Genomic DNA, 17,902 nt, shown 5'->3' on the forward strand with positions numbered 1-17,902 from the left:
ATCACCTCCCTATCGCTGAGCCGACTGCAACTCGGCCCGAAGAGCAGGTGTCAACGCCTGCCCCGCGCGCTCAGCCAGCATGGTCATCTGGTAGGCCACCAGGCCCATGTCACAGTCCGGCGAGGCCAGTACGGCCAGCGCGGAGCCGTCGCTGATCGACATCGTCAGCAGGAGACCCCGCTGCATCTCGATCACGGTCTGCGCGACGGGACCGCCCTCGAAGACCCGGGAGGCTCCCTGGGTCAGGCTGATCAGACCGGCCGTGATCGCGGCGAGCTGGTCGGCGCGGTCCTTCGGGAAGCCCTGCGAGTAGGCCAGCGGAAGACCGTCCGCGGAGACGATCACCGCGTGGGCCACACCGGGCATCTCCTTGACGAACTCGGTGATCAGCCAATTGAAGCCTCGGGCGGCCTGACTGAGTTGGTGGTTCACTGGTTCTCTCCCTCAGCGGCGTTCAACCGCTCGATCATCTCGGCGCGGCCCTGCCGTATGCCTTGCTGGAAACTGGACAGACGACTACGCACCCGCTCCGCCGATATCGGGGGCAGCGGGGCCACCGGAGTGCTCGGGGCCGGGGCGGCCGTTCCGGGCACGAGGTTGGCCTTCGGCACCCGCTTCGGCAGACCCGAACCGGTTACACCGCCCTCGACGGGCTTCTTCGCGACCTCGGCCGCGGCCCATCCCTGGTCGGACGGGGAACTCCACGGCTGCCTCTCCGGCTGCTCCTCCGAAGGAGGCGGTCCCTGGCGCCCCGGCCGCCTGATGGGCAGCACGGGCGACTCCTCCTGGAGCGACCGCTCCGGTGAGGGCGTCTCCTGCCTTTCCTCCTCCGCGGGCTCGGCTTCGGCCTCGGGGTCGGCCACGAGCTCGGCGGAGGTGTTGCGGAACCAGTCCGATCCTACCGCCGCGAAGATCGGCAGGAACTCCTCGGGCTCGGGCTCCGTCGGCGACACCTCGACCGCGGGCAGGGCCTGGGTGTGGTCCGGAACCTCGCGCCTGGGCGGCGTCCACGGGTCGACCGGCGGCATCTCCGGCCATGCGGGCGGCTGCCCGCCCCTCGGTGGTTCGCCTCCCGGGAACGGCGACTGCGTCGTGGAGAACGACGAGTCGGCGGGGAAGGAGGGGTGGGCGGCCGGGAACGAGGGCTCGGCCGGGAAGGACGGCGGCGCCGCGGGGAAGGACGGCTCGGCCAGGAAGGACGACTCCGACTGACGCGGCGGCTGCGCCGTGGGGAAGGACGGGTCCCCCGCCGGGAACGACGGATGCGCCGGCGGGAAGGACGGCGGGGACGGGGTGAGCGGCGAGGCCCACAGGTCCTCGACCGCCGCCGCGGAGACGACCGGCGCCGACCACAGGTCCGCGACCGAGGGGGCCGGGGTCTGCGGGATCGAGGGCTCCGGAGCGGGCGGGACCGGCAGGGACGGCTGGGCGGGCGGGGCCTGCCTGACGGCGCCCATCGAGGGAACGCTCCCGAACGGGTCGGAGCTGGGCGCCCCGCTGAACGGGTCGTTGCCGGACAGGGCCGAGGGGCCGTTCTGACCGGCCATGGCCAGCTGCGGCATGAGCGGCGACTGGGCGACGACCTGCGGGGGAAGCAGCACGACGGCGCTCAGGCCGCCGGTCTCGGGACGGCGCAGCTGGACCCGGATACCGTGACGCATGGCCAGCCGGCCGACCACGAACAGGCCCATTCTGCGGGAGACCGACAGGTCGACCGCGGGGGGCTCGGCCAGACGACGGTTGGCCTCGGCCAGCTCCTCGTCGCTCATGCCGATTCCCGAGTCGGTGACCGCCAGGATGATGGCCCCCGTCTCGTTGGCGTTGCCGCTCACCATGATCTTGGTGTCCTGCGGCGAGAAGAAGATGGCGTTCTCGACGAGCTCCGCGATCAGGTGGACGATGTCGTTGACGGCGGAGCCGACGATCATGGTACCCGCCTCGACCCGCAGGCCGACGCGTTCGTAGTTCTCGACCTCCGACAGGGAGGCTCGCACGACGTCGCTCAGCGGAACCGGCTCACTCCACCTGCGGCTCTGCTCCTGACCCGCGAGGACCAGGAGGTTCTCGGAGTTACGGCGCATGCGGGTGGCCAGGTGGTCCAGCTTGAAGAGGCTGGCCAGCTGGGCGTCGTCCTGCTCGCCCTGCTCCAGGTCGTCGATGAGGTCGATCTGCCGTTCCACGAGCGACTGGGTGCGCCGGGAGAGGTTGATGAACATCGCGTTGACGTTGTTACGCAGCCTGGCCTCGTCGCCCGCCAGGCGGATGGCCTCGCGGTGGATCTCGTCGAAGGCCCGGGCGACTTCCCCGATCTCGTCGCGGGAGTCCACGTCGATGGGGGAGACCTCCACGCTCGGATCGGCCTCACCGGTCTCCCGCAGCACGCGGACGGTCTCCGGCAGCCGGTTGCCGGCCACCTCCAGGGCCTCGCTGCGCAGCTGGCGCAGCGGCCTGACCAGCGTTCCCGCCACCCAGGCGGTGACGAGCAGGATCATGATCAGCAGGACCAGGATCGTCGCACCGGTGACGATGGCGTTCTGCTCCTCGGCGGCCTGCAGCTCCTGGCTTCGGGAGGTGACCGAGGCGGCCAGGCTTCGCTCGACGGCGTTCAGTCCGTCGACGAGGGCCGAGGAGGCCTCGTACCAGGCGTTCATGCCCATCTCCCTGGGCAGGCCCAGGTTCTCGCGCATCCGGGAGATGACCAGGGCGCGCATGGCGTCGGCCTTGGAGATCTTCGGGTCGGTGAGCACGTCGTTCAGACGCTTGATGTCCGTCGTCGACGCGGTGGACCGGAAGGTGGACATCGCGTTGAGCTGGCCCTTGTAGGCGCCCAGGAAGTCGGCGGGGTCGTCGAAGTCGAACCGGCCCTCGATGCGGGCGACGAGCAGAATGCCGCGCTGCCTCGCGACCTGCTCTCTTGCCTGGGTGAGGGCGCCGAGCGCGAGGACGTCACCGACCAGACGTTGGTCACGGGCGCTGCGGCCCAGATCGTCGTGTAGCGTCATGAAGTCGGCGATCATGCGCGTGTACATGCCGAGGGCGGCACGAGGAAGCACGTCGCCGCTGGTGAGAGCCTTTCTCAGGCTGAACAGGCCGTTGAGCCAGTTGCGGACCTGGGCGACCTCGGCGACGATGCGCGGCTCCTGGTCGTCGCCCAGGGCGTCGATCGCGGTGAGCACCTTCGTACGGGTCAGGTCGACCCGGCCCTGCATGTCCTTGACCCTGGCCAGGCGCGCCTGCCTGCGCCGGTCGGCGATGTACCAGGCGGTGAGGTCACGCTCGTCGGCCATCTCGTAGGACAGGTCGGTGAGCTGCTCGATGAGCGAGGCGACCTCGGCGTTCTTGCGGTATTCGGTGGCGCCGGTCAGCGAGTTGGTGAGCTGGAGTCCACTCAGCACCACCGCCGCGGCCGTGGGGAGCAGGATCAGCGCGACCAGACGGGGACGCACGCGCCAGTTCGAGGGCAGGAAGCGACTGCCCACCGCTGACTCACGGTGGTTGCGGCGGTCTTGTGTCATCACTGGCCTACGTAACCCCTCGCCGGTTTTGGATACGGCGGTAGCAATTTGAGCACATCCTTTATGTCACTTCGAATGGAGTATGTGCCGCTAAATCCCCACAAAAGGGATATTTGGCGACAAACCTCACGAGGGCCGGAAGGATTCTCTCGCCTCCGGAACCTGGTGCTTGATCATCAAATGGCGCGTAACCGAGTACGCCTGGACCGCCTCCTGACTCATGTCCTTGCCGAAGCCACTGCCCTTGACCCCGCCGTGCGGGGCCTCCGACGCGATGGGCAGATGGTCGTTCACCCAGGTCACACCCACGTCGAGTCGATGGGAGACGCGTAGTGCCCGCGCCACGTCCGTGGACCAGACCGAAGAGGCTAAACCGTACCTGGTGTCGTTGGCCAGCCGTACCGCCTCGTCCTCGTCGTCAAACGGTAGAGCCAGAAGGACCGGTCCGAAAAGCTCTTCTTGGGCGATCTCACTGTCCTGTGTCACTCCCGTGACCAGCGTGGGCGGGTAGTAGAAGCCCGGCCCCTCCTCCGGGACGCCGCCCAGCGCCACCGAGGCGCCCGCGGCGACCGCCCGCTCGACGAAGCCGTGCACGCGTTCGCGGTGCTCACCGGAGATCAGCGGGCCGATGTCGGTCGCCGGGTCCCACGGGTCTCCCGTCCTGATCCCCTCAAGCGTCGCGCGCAGCGCCTCGACGGCCTGGCCGTACACCTCGCGGGCGATGTAGACGCGGGTCGCGGCGGTGCAGTCCTGGCCGGTGTTGTAGGTCGCGCCCATCGCGACCCCCCTGGCCATGTCGGCCAGGTCGGCGTCACCGAAGACCAGCGCGGGCGCCTTGCCGCCGAGTTCCAGGTGGACCTGCTTGGGGAGGACCGCCGCACCGCGCATCACGGCGCGGCCCGTCTCGGTCGAGCCGGTGACGCTCACCAGGTCCACGCCGGGGTCGGCGACCAGCGCCTGGCCCACCTCCGCGCCACCGAGGACGACCTGGAGCAGCCCGTCGGGCGCTCCCGCCCCGGCGAACAGCTCGGCCAGCCGCAGCGTGGTGCCCGGCGTGCGCGGCGCGGGCTTGACGACCACCGCGTTGCCCGCGGCGAGCGCGGGGCCGAGCTTCCACACCGCCATCACCAGCGGGAAGTTCCACGGAGCGATCGCCCCGACGACGCCGACGGGACGGCGCACCAGCACCGAGGTGTAGCCGGGGCTGAGCACCCCGGCCCCGGTTCCCTCAAGCGAGCGCGCGGCCCCGGCGAAGAAGCGCAGGTTGTCCACGGCGAAGGGCAGTTCGCCCTCGCGGAAGACCGAGGCGGGCTTGCCCGTCTCGCCGACCTCAAGCCGGGTGAGTTCCTGGGCGTCGGCCTCGACCAGGTCGGCGAAACGCAGCAGCACCCTGGCCCGCTCGGCCGCGGTCGCCCCGCTCCACTCCTGGTAGGCCTCGCGGGCCCGCCGTACGGCCGCCGCGACCCCGGCCACCGGGGTGTCACGCGCCTCGGACAGGAACTCCCCGGTCGCCGGGTTGATCAACGTGCTCATGGAACTTCTCTCGTCATGTCATGGTGCCGGGGGCGTCAGGCTCCGGCCCGCTCGATCAGGTCGGCGGCCCGGCGCAGGCCGTCGCGGCGGCGGATCTCCTCACCCGCCGCGGCGAGCCGCTCACGCAGCGCGGTGTCACCGAGCAGCCTGTCCAGCGCGCCGGTCAGTTCCTCGTCGGTGAAGGCGTAGGGGGCCAGGCGCACGCCGTAGCCCAGTTCGTCGACGCGCTGGGCGTTGTCGTACTGGTCCCAGAACAGGGGAAGCACGATCATCGGCTTGCCGAAGTGCAGCGCCTCGGTCGTGGTGTTGTTGCCGCCGTGGGTGATGACCAGGTCGACCAGTGGGAGGATCCTGGTCTGCGGCAGGAACTCCGCGCCCCACATGTTCTCCGCGAGCTTGATCTCCTCGTGCAGCGGGCCCTTGGAGACGACGAAGCGGTGCGGCGTCGTGCCCAGCACGTCGATCACCCGCTGCATCAGCGCGACGTCCGCCGAGCCGAGCGAGCCGAGCGAGAAGTAGACGAGGGCGCCCTCCCCCGAGGCCAGCGGCTCGGGCAGCGCGAAGTCCTCGTCGGTCTCGCGCACCGAGGAGTCCAGCCGGTGCCAGGTGTCGCCGAGCGGCCTGTCGCCGGTGTAGTCGAGGACCTCGGGGAAGACGTAGAGGTTCAGGTCGCCCTCGTGGACGAAGTCCAGGTCGGGCAGCGGCGGCGCCCCCTGGGCGACGACCCACTCGTTGAAGGAGGTCCACACCTCACGGTGGGTCCTGTCGTACTCGGCGCGGAAGGCCTCCCACTCGGAGCGGTCGTCGGCGGGCAGCCCGGAGAAGACCGGCGCCACGCCCTCGCCGCGCACCTCAAGCGGGTTGCAGGAGACGATCCTGATGAACGGTTTGCCCGCGGTGAGCAGCGCGGGAAAAGTGATCACGTTGTCCTCTACGATCACGTCCGGCCTGACGCGCTCGATAATCTCCTTCAACCGCGGTTCGCAGTACTTCACACCGTCGATGAGCGCGTCCCAGATCGGCTTGGTCACCGTCTCAAGCTGCTCGGCGGTCGACTTGCGATATTCCGGCGCGGTGTCCCGGATGAAGTCCTTCCAGAACTGTCCCGGGTCCTGCTCCTCTTCGGCCGGGGGCGCCAGGTCTACCAGGTCCTCCTCGAATCCGAGGGCGGTCAATTTCCCTTTCCATGAAGCTTCAGCTGCGAAAACGACTCGGTGGCCGCGCTTGCGAAGAATGTCACCGATGCCGATGCAGTTGTTCGTGGGTCCGTAGGCGCTTTCCGGCATGAACAGGATCGTGAGTGACATCACGCCTCCAAGTGACTGGGAGTTATGCGGCTTGAAGAATGATTCAATACTTGCTCTAGCTAAAACGCTAGGAAACGGTCACTATGGACCCCGGTACTGAACCGGGTCCCGAACGAGTGGGGGAATATGACGCGCAAGAGACGGGCGGATCGGCGCCTCGATCTCATCGCCGCCGCACACCGGGCGATCATCCGGCACGGCACCGAGGGGGTGCACCTCAACCACGTCGCCGAGGAGGCCGGTCTGACCTCCGGCGCCGTGCTGTACCACTACCCCCAGCTCGGCGAACTGCTGGTCGACGCGCACCACGCCGGCATGGAGCGCTTCTACGAGCAGCGGATCAAGCGGATCAGCGGCATGCGCGACCCCGTCGAGAAGCTTGTCGTGACCATCCGCTCCGGCCTGCCACACGGTCCCGACGATCCGGAGGTCCGGCTGCTCAACGAGCTCGGCGGAGCCGCGCCCCGCAACAGGATGTACGCCCTGCTGCTCACCACGCTCTACGACCGCCAGGTCTCGATGTACCAGAGCATCCTGGAGACCGGAGCCGCGCTGGGGACCTTCACCCTGTCCGACGACTCCCTGGTCATCGCGCGCAACCTCGTCGCGCTCGAAGACGCGTACGGTTACCGCATAACGGCCCGCCACCCGGTGATCGGCCCGGATGAGGCGGCGGAGCTGATCCTCGCCTACGCCAGGACCGCCACGAACAACCCGCTCAAGACGTCTCATTGAGGGATCAGCACCCCGTCCTCCGCCGCCCAGGTGAGGGTCACCGAAGACCCCACCTGGACCCGCGTCGCCCCCTGCGTCGCCACAAGGACCACGCCGTCGCGACCGGGCACGAGAACCGAGACGTGTGACACGCCGCCGTAGAAGCTGACATCGGCCACCCTCCCCCGCAACGCTCCGGCAGCCTCAGTGGCCTCAGAAGGCGTATTGTCCACATCCGGGCCCTTGTCAGCGGATGCCGTCCCTTGGCCCTCAGTGACGACCTCAGCGTCCTGCAGGGCCTCCTGCGCCGCCTGCCCGGTGTCACCGGAGGCGTTCTCCCGCTCGGCGGTCCCGGAGGCGTCGTCACCGCCGTTCTCAGAGAGCCGCTCAGCGCCGTTTTCCGCGTCCTCGCCCACGCCGTCGCCGCTCACGGAGGCGCTCACGGAGGCGCTCTCGGCAGTGCTCTCGGCAGTGCTCTGGACGACGCTTTCGACGGTGCTCTCGACGGCGTCACCCGGATCCGGCGCCACGGGTTCCGCGACCTCCGTGAGCCTGATCCGCTCCGGCCGTACGGCCAGCAGCGCCGCCGCCCCCTCGGGCAGCCCGTCCGGCCCGGCCAGCACGCCGACTCCCTCGCAGGTCAGCCCGCCCGCGCAGGCCGTACCCGTGAAGAGGTTGTTGGCCCCGACGAACCCGGCGACGAACGGCGTCGCGGGCCGTTCGTACAGCGTGACCGGGGCGTCCACCTGCTCGACCCGGCCCGCGGACAGGACGGCGATGCGGTCGGCGAGCGACATCGCCTCCTCCTGGTCGTGGGTGACCACGACGAAGGTGATCCCGACCTCGTGCTGGAGCCGCTTGAGTTCGAGCTGCATCTCGGCGCGGACCTTCTTGTCCAGCGCGGAGAGCGGTTCGTCCAGCAGCAGCAGCCTGGGCCGTTTCACGATCGCCCTGGCCAGCGCGACCCGTTGCCGCTGGCCTCCGGAGAGCCTGTCCGGCCTGCGGCCCGCCGCCTCGGCCAGGCCGACCTTCTCCAGGACCTCGGCGACCCGCTCCCGGATCTCGGCCTTGGGCAGCCGCTCCCGCTCAAGGCCGTAGGCGACGTTCTTGGCCACGGTCATGTGCGGGAACAGCGCGTACGACTGGAACATGAGGTTGACCGGGCGGCGGTGCGCGGCCTGGGTGAGCAGGTCGGCGCCGTCGAGGGTGACGGTGCCCGCGTCCGGCGTCTCGAAGCCCGCCAGGATCCGCAGCAGGGTGGTCTTGCCACAGCCGCTCGGGCCGAGCAACGCGAAGAACTCACCCTGGCGGATCTCCAGGGAGACCCCCGACAGCGCCGTGACGTCGCCGAAACGGCGGCTGACATCTGTGATCTGCAGCATCAGGACAGTGACTCCGTCAGTCGGGTCATCCGCTGGGCCGCGATCACCACCGTGAAACTCACGGCCAGCAGCAGCGTCGCCAGCGCGTTGATCTCCGGGGTGACCCCGAAGCGGACCATTGAGTAGATGACGATGGGCAGGGTCGGCGTGGTCGGCGCCGCGGTGAAGAAGGCGATCACGAACTCGTCGACGGAGAGCGTGAACGCCAGCAGCGCGCCCGCCGCGATGCCCGGCATGAGCTGCGGCAGCGTGACTCGCACGAACGTGGTGAACGGCGAGGCGCCCAGGTCCCGCGAGGCCTCCTCAAGGGAGTCGTCCACGTGGGTGAGCCGGGTGCGCACGACCGCCGTCACGAACGCCATGCCGAAGACCGTGTGCGCGAGCAGCACCGAGTGCAGGCCGAGCGTCTTCCTGACCGCCGCGTAGAAGACCAGCAGCCCGATGGCCAGCACCAGGTCGGGCAGTACGGCCGGCAGCACGCTGAGCGTGTCGAGCACCCGTGACCTGGTGTGCCTGGCCAGGCCCACGGCGAGCAGGGTGCCGAGCACGGTCGCGAGCGCCGTCGATCCCGCGGCCACGATCAGCGTGTTGACCAGGCCCTCGCGTACCAGGGCGTTCCCGGCGAGCTTGCCGTACCACTTCAGGCTGAGGCCGGTGAAGGAGTAGGGCGACCTCCCCGCGTTGAACGACATGACGACGAACACGACGATCGGCGTGTAGAGGAACACATAGGTCGCCCAGAAGGGGACGTGGAGGAGACGCGGTCTACGCACGGCGGGCACTCCATGCCTGCAGGAGGAGCAGGACGACCAGCACCGCGAGCAGCGCCAGCGTGAGGGCGGACCCGAACGGCCAGTCCCGCGCGGTGAGGAACTGGTCCCTGATCAGGTTGCCGACCATGATCGAACGTCCGCCGCCGAGCAGTTCGGGGATGACGAAGTTCCCGAAGCTCGGGACGAACACGAACAGGCAGCCGGTCAGGACGCCGGGCAGCGTCAGCGGCAACGTCACCGAGAGGAACGTGCGGGCGGGCCTGGCCCCGAGGTTGGCCGAGGCCTCGGCCAGGCGGGGGTCGAGCCGCTCGATCGCCGCGTACAGCGGCAGCACCATCAGCGGCAGGTAGGAGTAGACCAGCCCGACGACGACGGTGCCCTGGTTGTACAGGAACTCGAAGGGGCCGAGACCGAGCCTGCCCAGGGCGGAGTTGACCAGCCCGGGGCCGCTCAGCAGCACGATCCAGGCGTAGACCCTGATCAGCAGGTTCGTCCAGAAGGGCAGCACGATCGCCACCAGCGCGACCGTCTTCCACTTCCTGGGAAGCCTGGCGATCAGGTACGCCGTCGGGTAGCCGAGCAGCAACGCGACCAGCGTGGCGATCAGGGCCGTCCGCAGCGAGCCGAGCAGGATGTCGAGGTAGATCGGATCGGCCAGGCGCACGAGGTTGTCCGCACTGGCCTCGTAGATGACCCCGCCGAAGCGCCCCCTGCGGAAAAGGGAGAAGCTCAGGACCGTCACCAGCGGGATCAGCAGCAGGACGATCAGGTAGGCCAGCCCAGGCCCGAGGAAGGCGAGCCGCTCCGCCAGACGTGACCGGCGCGACCGGGAGTTGACGGTCGCGCCGGAGACGGCGGGGGCTGTCACTGCGCTGCCTTGACCTCGGTGGCGAGTCGGGTGTACTTCGCGGAGTCATCGCCCAGGTCGACGATGGACTCGCCGGCGAGCAGCTGGGACGGGGTCATCTGCAGCGGCGCGTTCTTCTGCTTGAGCTCGGCGGGCAGCGCGTCCATGGCGGCCTTGTTCGGAACCTTGTAGAGGATGTTCCGCGCGGCCCAGCCGTGGATCTTCGGGTCCAGGATGAAGTTGATGAAGGCGTGCGCCGCCTCCTTGTTCTTGGAGCCGCGCAGCACGACCATGGTGTCGACCCACAGGTCGCTGCCCTCTCTGGGCACCACGAACTTGATGTTCTTCTCCGAGGTGGGGCACCAGCCGTCCCACGCCTCGACCATGACGGCCTCACCGCTCTTGAGGCGGTCGCCGAAGGTGACGTCGTCGTAGCCGAGCAGGTTCGGCTTGGCGGCGACCAGCTTCTCCTTGACCTTGGCCAGGTCCTGGTCGTTGCGGGTGTTGACGGACATCCCGAGCGCCTTGACGGCGGGCAGTGCCAGCCAGCGCTCGGTGGTCATCATGGTGACCTTCTTCCTGGCGTCCTCCGGCGGGCTGAGGATGTCGTTCCAGCTCGTCGGCGGCGTCTTCAGCAGGTCACTGCGGTAGCAGATGCCGGTCGTCCCCCAGGTGTAGGGGACGGAGAAGGCGTTGCCCGGGTCGAAGGCGAGCTCCTTGGCCTCGGGGTAGAGGTTGGCCAGGTTGGGGATGAGCTCGGGGTGGATCGGTTCGAGCAGGCCCGCAGCGTTGAGCGCCTGGGCGTACTGGCCGGAGACGAAGGCCACGTCGATACCGGTGTCGGCGCCCCCGGTCAGCTTGCCCATGATGATCTCGTTGGTGTCGTGCGTGGCCACCTTGAGCTTGAACCTGAGCTTCTCCTCGACCCGCGCGGCCAGGTCCTCGGGGGTATAACCCGGCCACACCGAGATGGTCACGCTCTGCTTGGACAGGTTCGCGTTGGGGTTGAGCTGCTCCGCCGACGCCGAGGGGGTCGCCTCGGGAAGGGCCGCCGTGGTTCCTCCGCCGCAGGCCGATACGGCTAATGCGAGACCGGCCACCAGGGTGACAGCCGGAAGACGACGGGGGTACCGGGCACGGGACACGGCCGCTACTCCTTCAGTTTTCGGGATAAGTGGTGGACACCGACCGTTACGGACACGGCAGACCAAACCAGGAGTGTTGCAGCCAACCATAACTTGGGCAAGACTTTGCGCGTCATCACCCCTGGAAAGTTTGGTCCGCCTGTTGCACTTCACTTCAATCTGGACTCGGCTGAACACCGTGCCACAGGCGGGAGACGGCCGCAGTCACGCGCTGGTCGAGGCCCTGAACAGCGAGATTCCCCCTCCCTTCACGGTCAGGAGATTCGGTCCTCTCCCCTTCACCCCGGTCTCCGACTTTTCAACAGGAGTTCAACTAACGGCCTCCCGTGTTATGGGTTCCGGCGCCGAGCGAGGGGTCGGCGTGGACCAGACCAACCACTCGGTGGTCGTCGGGGAGAGCGTGGTCGTCAAGTGGTTCACCCCGCCCGCCCCGCTCCCCCAGCCCGCCCCTGACCTGCTCGCCCATCTCGCGGAGACCGGTTTCACCGCGACCGCGACGCCGTACGCGGCGCTCTGCCGGGAGGGGAGGCTGCTCGCCCTGGTCACCGCCTACCTCCCCGGCGCGGTGGACGGCTGGCAGTGGTGCGTCGAGGAGGCCGCCGCGGGCCGTACGGCCTTCGCCGCCGACCTGGGCGCGCTGGCCGCCGACCTGCACGCGGCGCTCGCCACCCCCTCCGCGACCTTCCCCGACCCGGTACGGCGGGCGCACGACCTGGGGCGGGACCTGGCCGCCCGCGCCGAGAAGGCCCTGCGGGAGGCGCTCGCCCTGACCGGGGACACAGGGGACACAGCCGGGGACACGGACGAGGACACGGACGGGCGTTGGCTGCGCGAGCGCGCCGACGCGCTGCGCGCCGGGCTGGCGCCGCTGGCCTCGACCGGCCCGACGCCGCTCGTGCGCGTCCACGGCGACCTGCACGTGGGACAGATCCTGCGCTGGCGGGAGGGGTACGCGGTGATCGACTTCGACGGCAACCCCACCGTCACCGAGGCGGACCTCCACCAGCCCGTGGCCCGTGACCTGGCCCAGCTCACCACCAGCCTGGAGCACGCCGGGCAGGTCGCCGTCAGACGCCGCGGCGCCGACCCGTCGGCGACCGGCCGGTGGGCGGCCGAGGCCGTCGCCGTCCTCGGGGAGGCCTACCTGACCCGGCTGGCGGAGCACGGCCACGCCGGCCTGCTGGACCGTTCCCTGCTCCACCCGTTCGAGATCGAGCAGGAGTGCCGGGAGCTGATCTACGCCGCCCGGCACCTGCCCCGCTGGCGGTACGCCCCGATGGGCGTCCTGCGCTCCCGTTACCCGTGACAGCGCCCACCCGTGACAAACGCGTATGCGTCACCCGTGACGGCGCGCGAGCCGACGCCCTACGAGCCGACCAGGAGAGACCGTGAATCCCGAGCTGTACCTCGCCGACCTGGAGGCCAAGCCCGCCGCGCTGGCCGACCTCGCCGGGCTCCTCGCCGAGACCGACCCCTTCGCCGGGCTCCCCGGCCGGATCGGGCGGGTGCTCCTGCTGGGCATGGGCAGCTCACGGTACGCCGCGGGGGTCGCCGCGCTGCGGCTGCGGGCGGCGGGGGTCGAGGCGGTCGCCGAGTACGCCTCCGGTGACCTGCTGCCCCCGGCCCTCCCGGACACCCTGGTCGTCGCGATCTCCGCGACCGGCGGCAGCCGGGAGACCCTCGACGCGCTGGCCCGTTACCGGGGACGGTCCTTCGTGCTGGCGATGACCAACACCCCGGGCTCCCCGGTCACCGAGGGGGCCGACCTGGTGGTGCCGATGGCGGCGGGCGAGGAACGCGGTGGCGTCGCCTGCCGGACCTTCCAGCACACCCTGGCCCTGCTGCTGGCCCTGCGCGACCGTCTCACCGGCACCGGCACCGGTGTGCCCGCGCTGCTGCGCCGTACCGCCGAGGCCACCGGCGACCTGCTCGAACGCCGTGACCTGTGGCTTGAGACGGCGGCCGAGCTGCTCGACGGGCCGGACGGCGTCCACACGATCGCCCCCGTCGAGCGCCTGTCCTCGGCCGAGCAGTCGGCGCTGATGTTCCGGGAGGGACCGCGCCGGGCGGCCGACGCCTGCGAGAGCGGCGACTGGTCCCACGTGGACGTCTACCTCACCAAGACCCTCGACTACCGCGCGCTGCTGTTCCCCGGCTCGCGCTACGACGACCAGGCGATGGAGTGGATCGCCCGGCGCGGCTCGGCCGTCCTGGCGGTCGGCGGTGAGGTGCCCGGTGCCAGGGCGAGTGTGCGCTACCGGCACGACGACGACCGGGACGTCGCCCTGCTCACCGAGACCCTCGTTGCGGAGCTGGTCGCCGCGCGCTGGTGGCTCGCGGGAGCCCTCGCGGAAGCCTGAGCCGGGTCAGAGGCGGTGCAGCCCACTGAGGACCCGTTCGAGGGTGGCCAGGTCGGGACCGCCCGCCTCGCCCCTGGGACGGTGCACGCGCACCAGCCCCTCCGCCTCCATGTCGGAGATCAGGACCCGGGCCACGCCGAGGGGAACGCCCAGCAGGGCCGAGATCTCGGCGACCGAGCGGACCTGGTGGCACAGCTCGCTGATCGCGCGGTACTCCCGGACGTAGGACAGGCCGAGCCTGGCCGAGGTGGCCGAGGAGACCAGGGCCTCCATGGCGAGCCCGGCCGAGGGCGTCGTCCTTCCCCCGGTCACGGCGTACATCCTGACCAGGGAACTCTCCTCCTCGGCCGGTTCGGCGGGCCGTTCGCCGTACCAGGGGTCGTGTCCCGCCATGGCTCAGCTCTCCCGTTTCGGGAGTTCGTTGCGGGCCCTGCGCACCCCGTCCTGGAAGCTCGACATCCGGGTGCGCGCCAGGTCGGCCGACCTGGCGTGCCTGGCCGGGGGCGGGCCGCCCGGGGGGCCGGCGACGGAGCCCGGCACCAGGTTCGCCCGCGGGGTACGGCGCGGCAGGCCGGAGGAGGTCGTCCCCCCGAGGGCCGGGTCGCCTGCGACCTTGGCCGCCTGCCAGCCGTCGTCCCCCGGGGAGGACCACGATTCCGGCTCTCCCGCCGCGATCGGGACCTCTCCCGTCGATCCCGGACCTCCCGTCGAGGCCGAGCCGGAGAACGGGGGCGCGGCTCCGGCGCGGAACCAGCCCGACTCGACCGAGGCGAAGATCGGCAGGAACTCCTCCTCCTGCGCCGGGACCCCGGTGCCGGGCAGCGGCGCGACGGCCTCCTCGGACACGACCGCGGGCGCCGCGAGGACCGCCGCCCCGTTGTGCGTGGTGACCGAGGTCAGGAGTGTCTCGGGCAGCAGGACCATGGCGGTCAGGCCCATCGCCTCCTGCGGGCGGAGCTGGACGCGGATGCCGTGCTTGAACGCGAGACGGCCGACCACGAACAGGCCCATGCGGCGCGCGGTCGAGGCGTCGGCGCCCTGCGGGCCCGCCAGGCGCCGGTTCACCTCGGCGAGTTCCTCCAGCGTCATGCCGATGCCCTGGTCGGCCACCGAGATCATCACGCCCCCGCCGTCGATGACGCCGCTGGAGACCACGACCGGGTTCTCCTTCGGGGAGAAGGACAGCGCGTTCTCCAGCAGTTCGGCGAGCAGGTGGACCACGTCGCTGACCGCGGGGCCGATGACCGCGGCCTCCGCCTGGACGCGGATCGCCACCCGGTCGTAGTTCTCCACCTCCGACAGTGAGGCGCGGACCACGTCCATCAGCTCGACGGGGGTCCGCCAGCGCCGTGCGACCTCCTGACCGGCCAGGACGAGGAGGTTCTCGCTGTTGCGGCGCATCCGGGTCGCGAGGTGGTCGAGTTTGAACAGGTCGGCCAGGCGCCGGTCGTCGCGTTCGCCGCGTTCGAGCCGTTCGACCAGGGTGAGCTGGCGTTCGACCAGGGTCTGGCTGCGGCGGGAGAGGTTGACGAACATCGCGTTGACGGTGGTGCGCAGCCTGGCCTCCTCCCCCGCCAGCCGTACCGCCTCCCGGTGGACCTCGTCGAAGGCGCGGGCGACCTCGCCGATCTCGTCGCGGGACAGCACGCCGACCGGGACGACCTCGGCGGCGACCTCGCCGTCACGTGACTCGCGCACCTGCTGGACGTAGGCGGGCAGCCGGTCCTCGGCGATCCGCAGCGCCTCCCTCCGCAGCCGCCGCAGCGGCTTGACCAGCGAGCGCGCGACCCCGGTGGTGATCAGGAGCACGACCAGCAGCAGACCGGCGACGCCTGCGGCCGTCAGCAGGGCGCGGCTCTGCTCGGCGGCGCCGAGTTCCTGGCTGCGGGCGACGATGGCCTGGGTGTGCCGCCGTTCGATCTCGCGCATCCGGTCGATGGTGACGGTCGCCGCGTCGTACCACTCCTTGGCGTCGTCCTTCCTCGCCAGGTCGAGGCCTTTGAGGGAGGCGCCGGAGGAGGCGCGCAGCAGCACCAGTTCGCGGAGGAACTCGGCCCGGTCGGCGGTACGGCCGTCGGCGGTCTCGCCGAACAGGCGGCGTTCCTCGCTTCCGGCCTCGACGGCGAAGGCCCGGCGCGCGTTGCGTTCCTCGGAGAGCGCGCCGAGGAACCTCTCCATCTGGTCCTGTTCGAACCGGCCCGCGACCAGGACGACGGACAGCAGCGCCCGTTGCAGCGACAGGGCCTCCTTCGCCCTGGCCAGCGCCCCGAGGGTCAGCGCCTGGCCGAACAGCGCGTCGTCGTCGCTGCCCTTGCCGAGTTCGTCGTGGAGGGACAGCAGGTCGCCGATGACCAGGGTGTAGGCGTCCACGGCCGCGTCCGGCAGCAGCGAGGGGCCCATCGCCCGGTCCCGCAGCGGGCCGAGGTCGTCCAGCCGGGTGATCACGGTCTCGACCTCGTCCCTGGTCCGGCCGCCGACCGCGGTCCTGAGCAGGGCCGCGCCGTCCCGCACGCCCGTCGCCTCGGCGTCGACCGCCTCCATCTGCCGCCGTACGGCCTGCGTCTGACGCTGCGGACGGCCCTGGGCGACGTACCAGGAGGTCAGGTCCCGTTCCTGGGCCAGCGCGTGGGTGAGTGCCCCGATGTGGTCGGAGAGTCTGGCCAGGTCGTTGACCCGCTGGTAGTCGGTGGAGGCGCGCAGGGAGGCGGCGACCTGGATCCCGCCGAGCAGCACCGCCGCCGCCGTGGGAACCAGGATGAGCGCGACGAGCCTGGAGCGCACCCGCCAGTTCCGCAGGCGGAGGCCGCTGCCCGCCCCCTCGATCTTGTGTGTACTCACCGAACGCTGCCTCTCGGTGGACGAATACCGGCCGAATTTCCCACGGCCCCGGCAATTCGAGCACATCTCAACCTATTGGGCCAATCGAACACACCTTCATGAATGACTACTTATGGGACCACACCCCGGAAGTATCAATCCTCATTTCCAGACTGGAATCCTCGTTACGGACATCCTTATATATCCATTACGTTTTTATGCGTCACTTGACCGTTTACACCGTTCCAGTCAACAATTAAGGACAGCCGTTTAAACCACAAAACATCTCCAGAAGGCCACATCATTGTAATTGGCGATATTTCCCTCATATCTTGACTCACTACGTCCTTGGCCCACCGAATCCGGATGTCAGGTTGGAGGAGTCAGTGGTCCCGTCCGGCGGTGCCGCGATCGAGGTGCGCGGGCTGTGGAAGATCTTCGGCCCCGGCGCCGACCGCCTTCCCCGCGACCTCCTCACCCGCCTGTCCCCTACCGAGCTCAGGGAGCGCACCGGCTGCGTCGCCGCGGTCAGGGACGTCACCCTCTCGGTACGGCCCGGCGAGGCGTTCGTCGTGATGGGCCTGTCGGGCAGCGGGAAGTCCACCCTGATCCGGTGCCTGACCCGGCTGGTCGAGCCGAGCGCCGGAGAGATCACGATCGCCGGGCAGGATGTGCGCACCGCCTCCCCCACGCAGCTCAGGCAGCTGCGGCGGCACCGGGTGAGCATGGTCTTCCAGCACTTCGGCCTGCTGCCGCACCGGGGGGTCCTCGACAACATCGCCTACGGCCTGGAGATCCAGGGCGTCCCCAGGGCCAGGCGGCGGCGCAGAGCGGGGGAGCTGCTGTCCCTGGTCGGCCTCGACGGCTTCGCCGACGCCCGGCCCGACATGCTCTCCGGCGGCATGCGGCAGCGGGTCGGCCTGGCCAGGGCGCTGGCCTGCGAGCCCGAGGTGCTGTTGTTCGACGAGCCCTTCAGCGCGCTCGACCCGCTGATCCGCAGGGACATGCAGGCCGAGGTCACCCGCCTGCACCGCGAGGCCGGCACGACCATGGTGTTCGTCACCCACGACCTGTCCGAGGCGCTCAGGCTGGGCGAACGCATCGCGATCATGCGGGACGGCGGGATCGTCCAGCTCGGCACCCCCGAGGAACTGGTCGGCACCCCGGCCGACGGCCACGTGGCCGCCTTCGTCAGGGACGTGCCCAGGGGCGAGGTGCTCTCGCTGCGCTGGATCTGCCGCCGCCCGCGTGACGGCGAGCGCCTCGACGGCCCGCCCCTGCCCTCGGGGACCGTCATCCGCGACGCGGTGCCGACCGCGATGGGGACGGCGCTGCCGATCGTCGTCGTCGAGAACGGCCGGGCCGTCGGCGTCGTCGACCGGCTCGACCTGCTGTCCGCGATGAGCGGCCTGCCCGGCGCGGGAACGGCGACGGGAACGGGCCGCGTGTGACCTCCTCCCCTTTACGCTCCTCCTTGAGCTCCTCCGTGCGAGCCGCCCCGGCCCCACC

General features: G+C 70.2%; 14 protein-coding genes. 4 read left to right on the forward strand and 10 right to left on the reverse strand.

Annotated elements, in window-relative coordinates:
• Positions 1-9: 9 nt before the first annotated feature.
• From ABT340_RS05915 to ABT340_RS05930, 4 genes are all read right to left on the reverse strand, one after another.
• Complete coding sequence (locus ABT340_RS05915) at positions 10-432, reverse strand: roadblock/LC7 domain-containing protein (protein ID WP_184713289.1); 423 nt, start codon at positions 430-432, stop codon at positions 10-12.
• Complete coding sequence (locus ABT340_RS05920; RefSeq protein WP_352009543.1) at positions 429-3,515, reverse strand: sensor histidine kinase; 3,087 nt, start codon at positions 3,513-3,515, stop codon at positions 429-431. Before ABT340_RS05920 ends, ABT340_RS05915 begins: the two co-directional genes overlap by 4 nt.
• A 126-nt stretch (positions 3,516-3,641) precedes the next feature.
• Positions 3,642-5,048: an aldehyde dehydrogenase family protein gene (locus ABT340_RS05925; RefSeq protein ID WP_352009544.1), complete on the reverse strand. Its 1,407-nt coding sequence runs from the start codon at positions 5,046-5,048 to the stop codon at positions 3,642-3,644.
• A 35-nt stretch (positions 5,049-5,083) separates the two neighbouring features.
• Positions 5,084-6,223 carry a glycosyltransferase gene (locus ABT340_RS05930; RefSeq protein ID WP_352009545.1) on the reverse strand — a complete coding sequence of 380 codons (1,140 nt, stop codon included), beginning with the start codon at positions 6,221-6,223 and terminating at the stop codon, positions 5,084-5,086.
• 258 nt (positions 6,224-6,481) lie between these two features.
• Here ABT340_RS05930 and ABT340_RS05935 point away from each other — a divergent pair, with 258 nt between their 5' ends.
• Positions 6,482-7,090 (forward strand): TetR/AcrR family transcriptional regulator, encoded by a 609-nt coding sequence (locus tag ABT340_RS05935; protein ID WP_352009546.1) that lies wholly within the window; start codon positions 6,482-6,484, stop codon positions 7,088-7,090.
• Here the strand turns inward: ABT340_RS05935 and ABT340_RS05940 are convergent.
• From ABT340_RS05940 to ABT340_RS05955, 4 genes are read right to left on the reverse strand one after another with little or no spacing between them, the layout of a single operon-like run.
• Complete coding sequence (locus ABT340_RS05940; protein ID WP_352009547.1) at positions 7,084-8,451, reverse strand: polyamine ABC transporter ATP-binding protein; 1,368 nt, start codon at positions 8,449-8,451, stop codon at positions 7,084-7,086. The two genes, ABT340_RS05935 and ABT340_RS05940, sit on opposite strands and share 7 nt — an antisense overlap.
• Positions 8,451-9,224 carry an ABC transporter permease gene (locus ABT340_RS05945; RefSeq protein ID WP_352009548.1) on the reverse strand — a complete coding sequence of 258 codons (774 nt, stop codon included), beginning with the start codon at positions 9,222-9,224 and terminating at the stop codon, positions 8,451-8,453. The genes ABT340_RS05940 and ABT340_RS05945 overlap by 1 nt, the downstream gene beginning before the upstream one ends.
• Positions 9,217-10,092: an ABC transporter permease gene (locus ABT340_RS05950; RefSeq protein WP_352009549.1), complete on the reverse strand. Its 876-nt coding sequence runs from the start codon at positions 10,090-10,092 to the stop codon at positions 9,217-9,219. The genes ABT340_RS05945 and ABT340_RS05950 overlap by 8 nt, the downstream gene beginning before the upstream one ends.
• A complete protein-coding gene (locus ABT340_RS05955; RefSeq protein WP_352009550.1) occupies positions 10,089-11,216 on the reverse strand; it encodes a polyamine ABC transporter substrate-binding protein in 1,128 nt (375 codons plus the stop codon). Before ABT340_RS05955 ends, ABT340_RS05950 begins: the two co-directional genes overlap by 4 nt.
• Positions 11,217-11,577: 361 nt before the next feature.
• Here ABT340_RS05955 and ABT340_RS05960 point away from each other — a divergent pair, with 361 nt between their 5' ends.
• Together ABT340_RS05960 and ABT340_RS05965 are read left to right on the forward strand one after the other, a co-directional pair.
• Positions 11,578-12,522 (forward strand): hypothetical protein, encoded by a 945-nt coding sequence (locus ABT340_RS05960; protein WP_352009551.1) that lies wholly within the window; start codon positions 11,578-11,580, stop codon positions 12,520-12,522.
• 82 nt (positions 12,523-12,604) lie between these two features.
• Positions 12,605-13,576, forward strand: a complete 972-nt coding sequence (locus ABT340_RS05965) for an SIS domain-containing protein (RefSeq protein ID WP_352009552.1) — start codon at positions 12,605-12,607, stop codon at positions 13,574-13,576.
• 6 nt (positions 13,577-13,582) lie between these two features.
• Here the strand turns inward: ABT340_RS05965 and ABT340_RS05970 are convergent, their stop codons facing one another.
• Together ABT340_RS05970 and ABT340_RS05975 are read right to left on the reverse strand one after the other, a co-directional pair.
• Positions 13,583-13,969 (reverse strand): DUF742 domain-containing protein, encoded by a 387-nt coding sequence (locus ABT340_RS05970; protein WP_352009553.1) that lies wholly within the window; start codon positions 13,967-13,969, stop codon positions 13,583-13,585.
• Between the two features lie 3 nt (positions 13,970-13,972).
• The gene (locus ABT340_RS05975; protein ID WP_352009554.1) at positions 13,973-16,414 is read right to left on the reverse strand and encodes a sensor histidine kinase; all 2,442 of its coding nucleotides are present in this window, start codon (positions 16,412-16,414) and stop codon (positions 13,973-13,975) included.
• Between the two features lie 353 nt (positions 16,415-16,767).
• Between ABT340_RS05975 and ABT340_RS05980 the strand changes: the two genes are divergently transcribed.
• Positions 16,768-17,844 carry a quaternary amine ABC transporter ATP-binding protein gene (locus ABT340_RS05980; RefSeq protein WP_352009555.1) on the forward strand — a complete coding sequence of 359 codons (1,077 nt, stop codon included), beginning with the start codon at positions 16,768-16,770 and terminating at the stop codon, positions 17,842-17,844.
• Positions 17,845-17,902 lie beyond the last annotated feature (58 nt).

The sequence above is a fragment of the Streptosporangium sp. NPDC000239 genome (assembly GCF_040300765.1).
Classification (GTDB): Bacteria; Actinomycetota; Actinomycetes; order Streptosporangiales; family Streptosporangiaceae; genus Streptosporangium.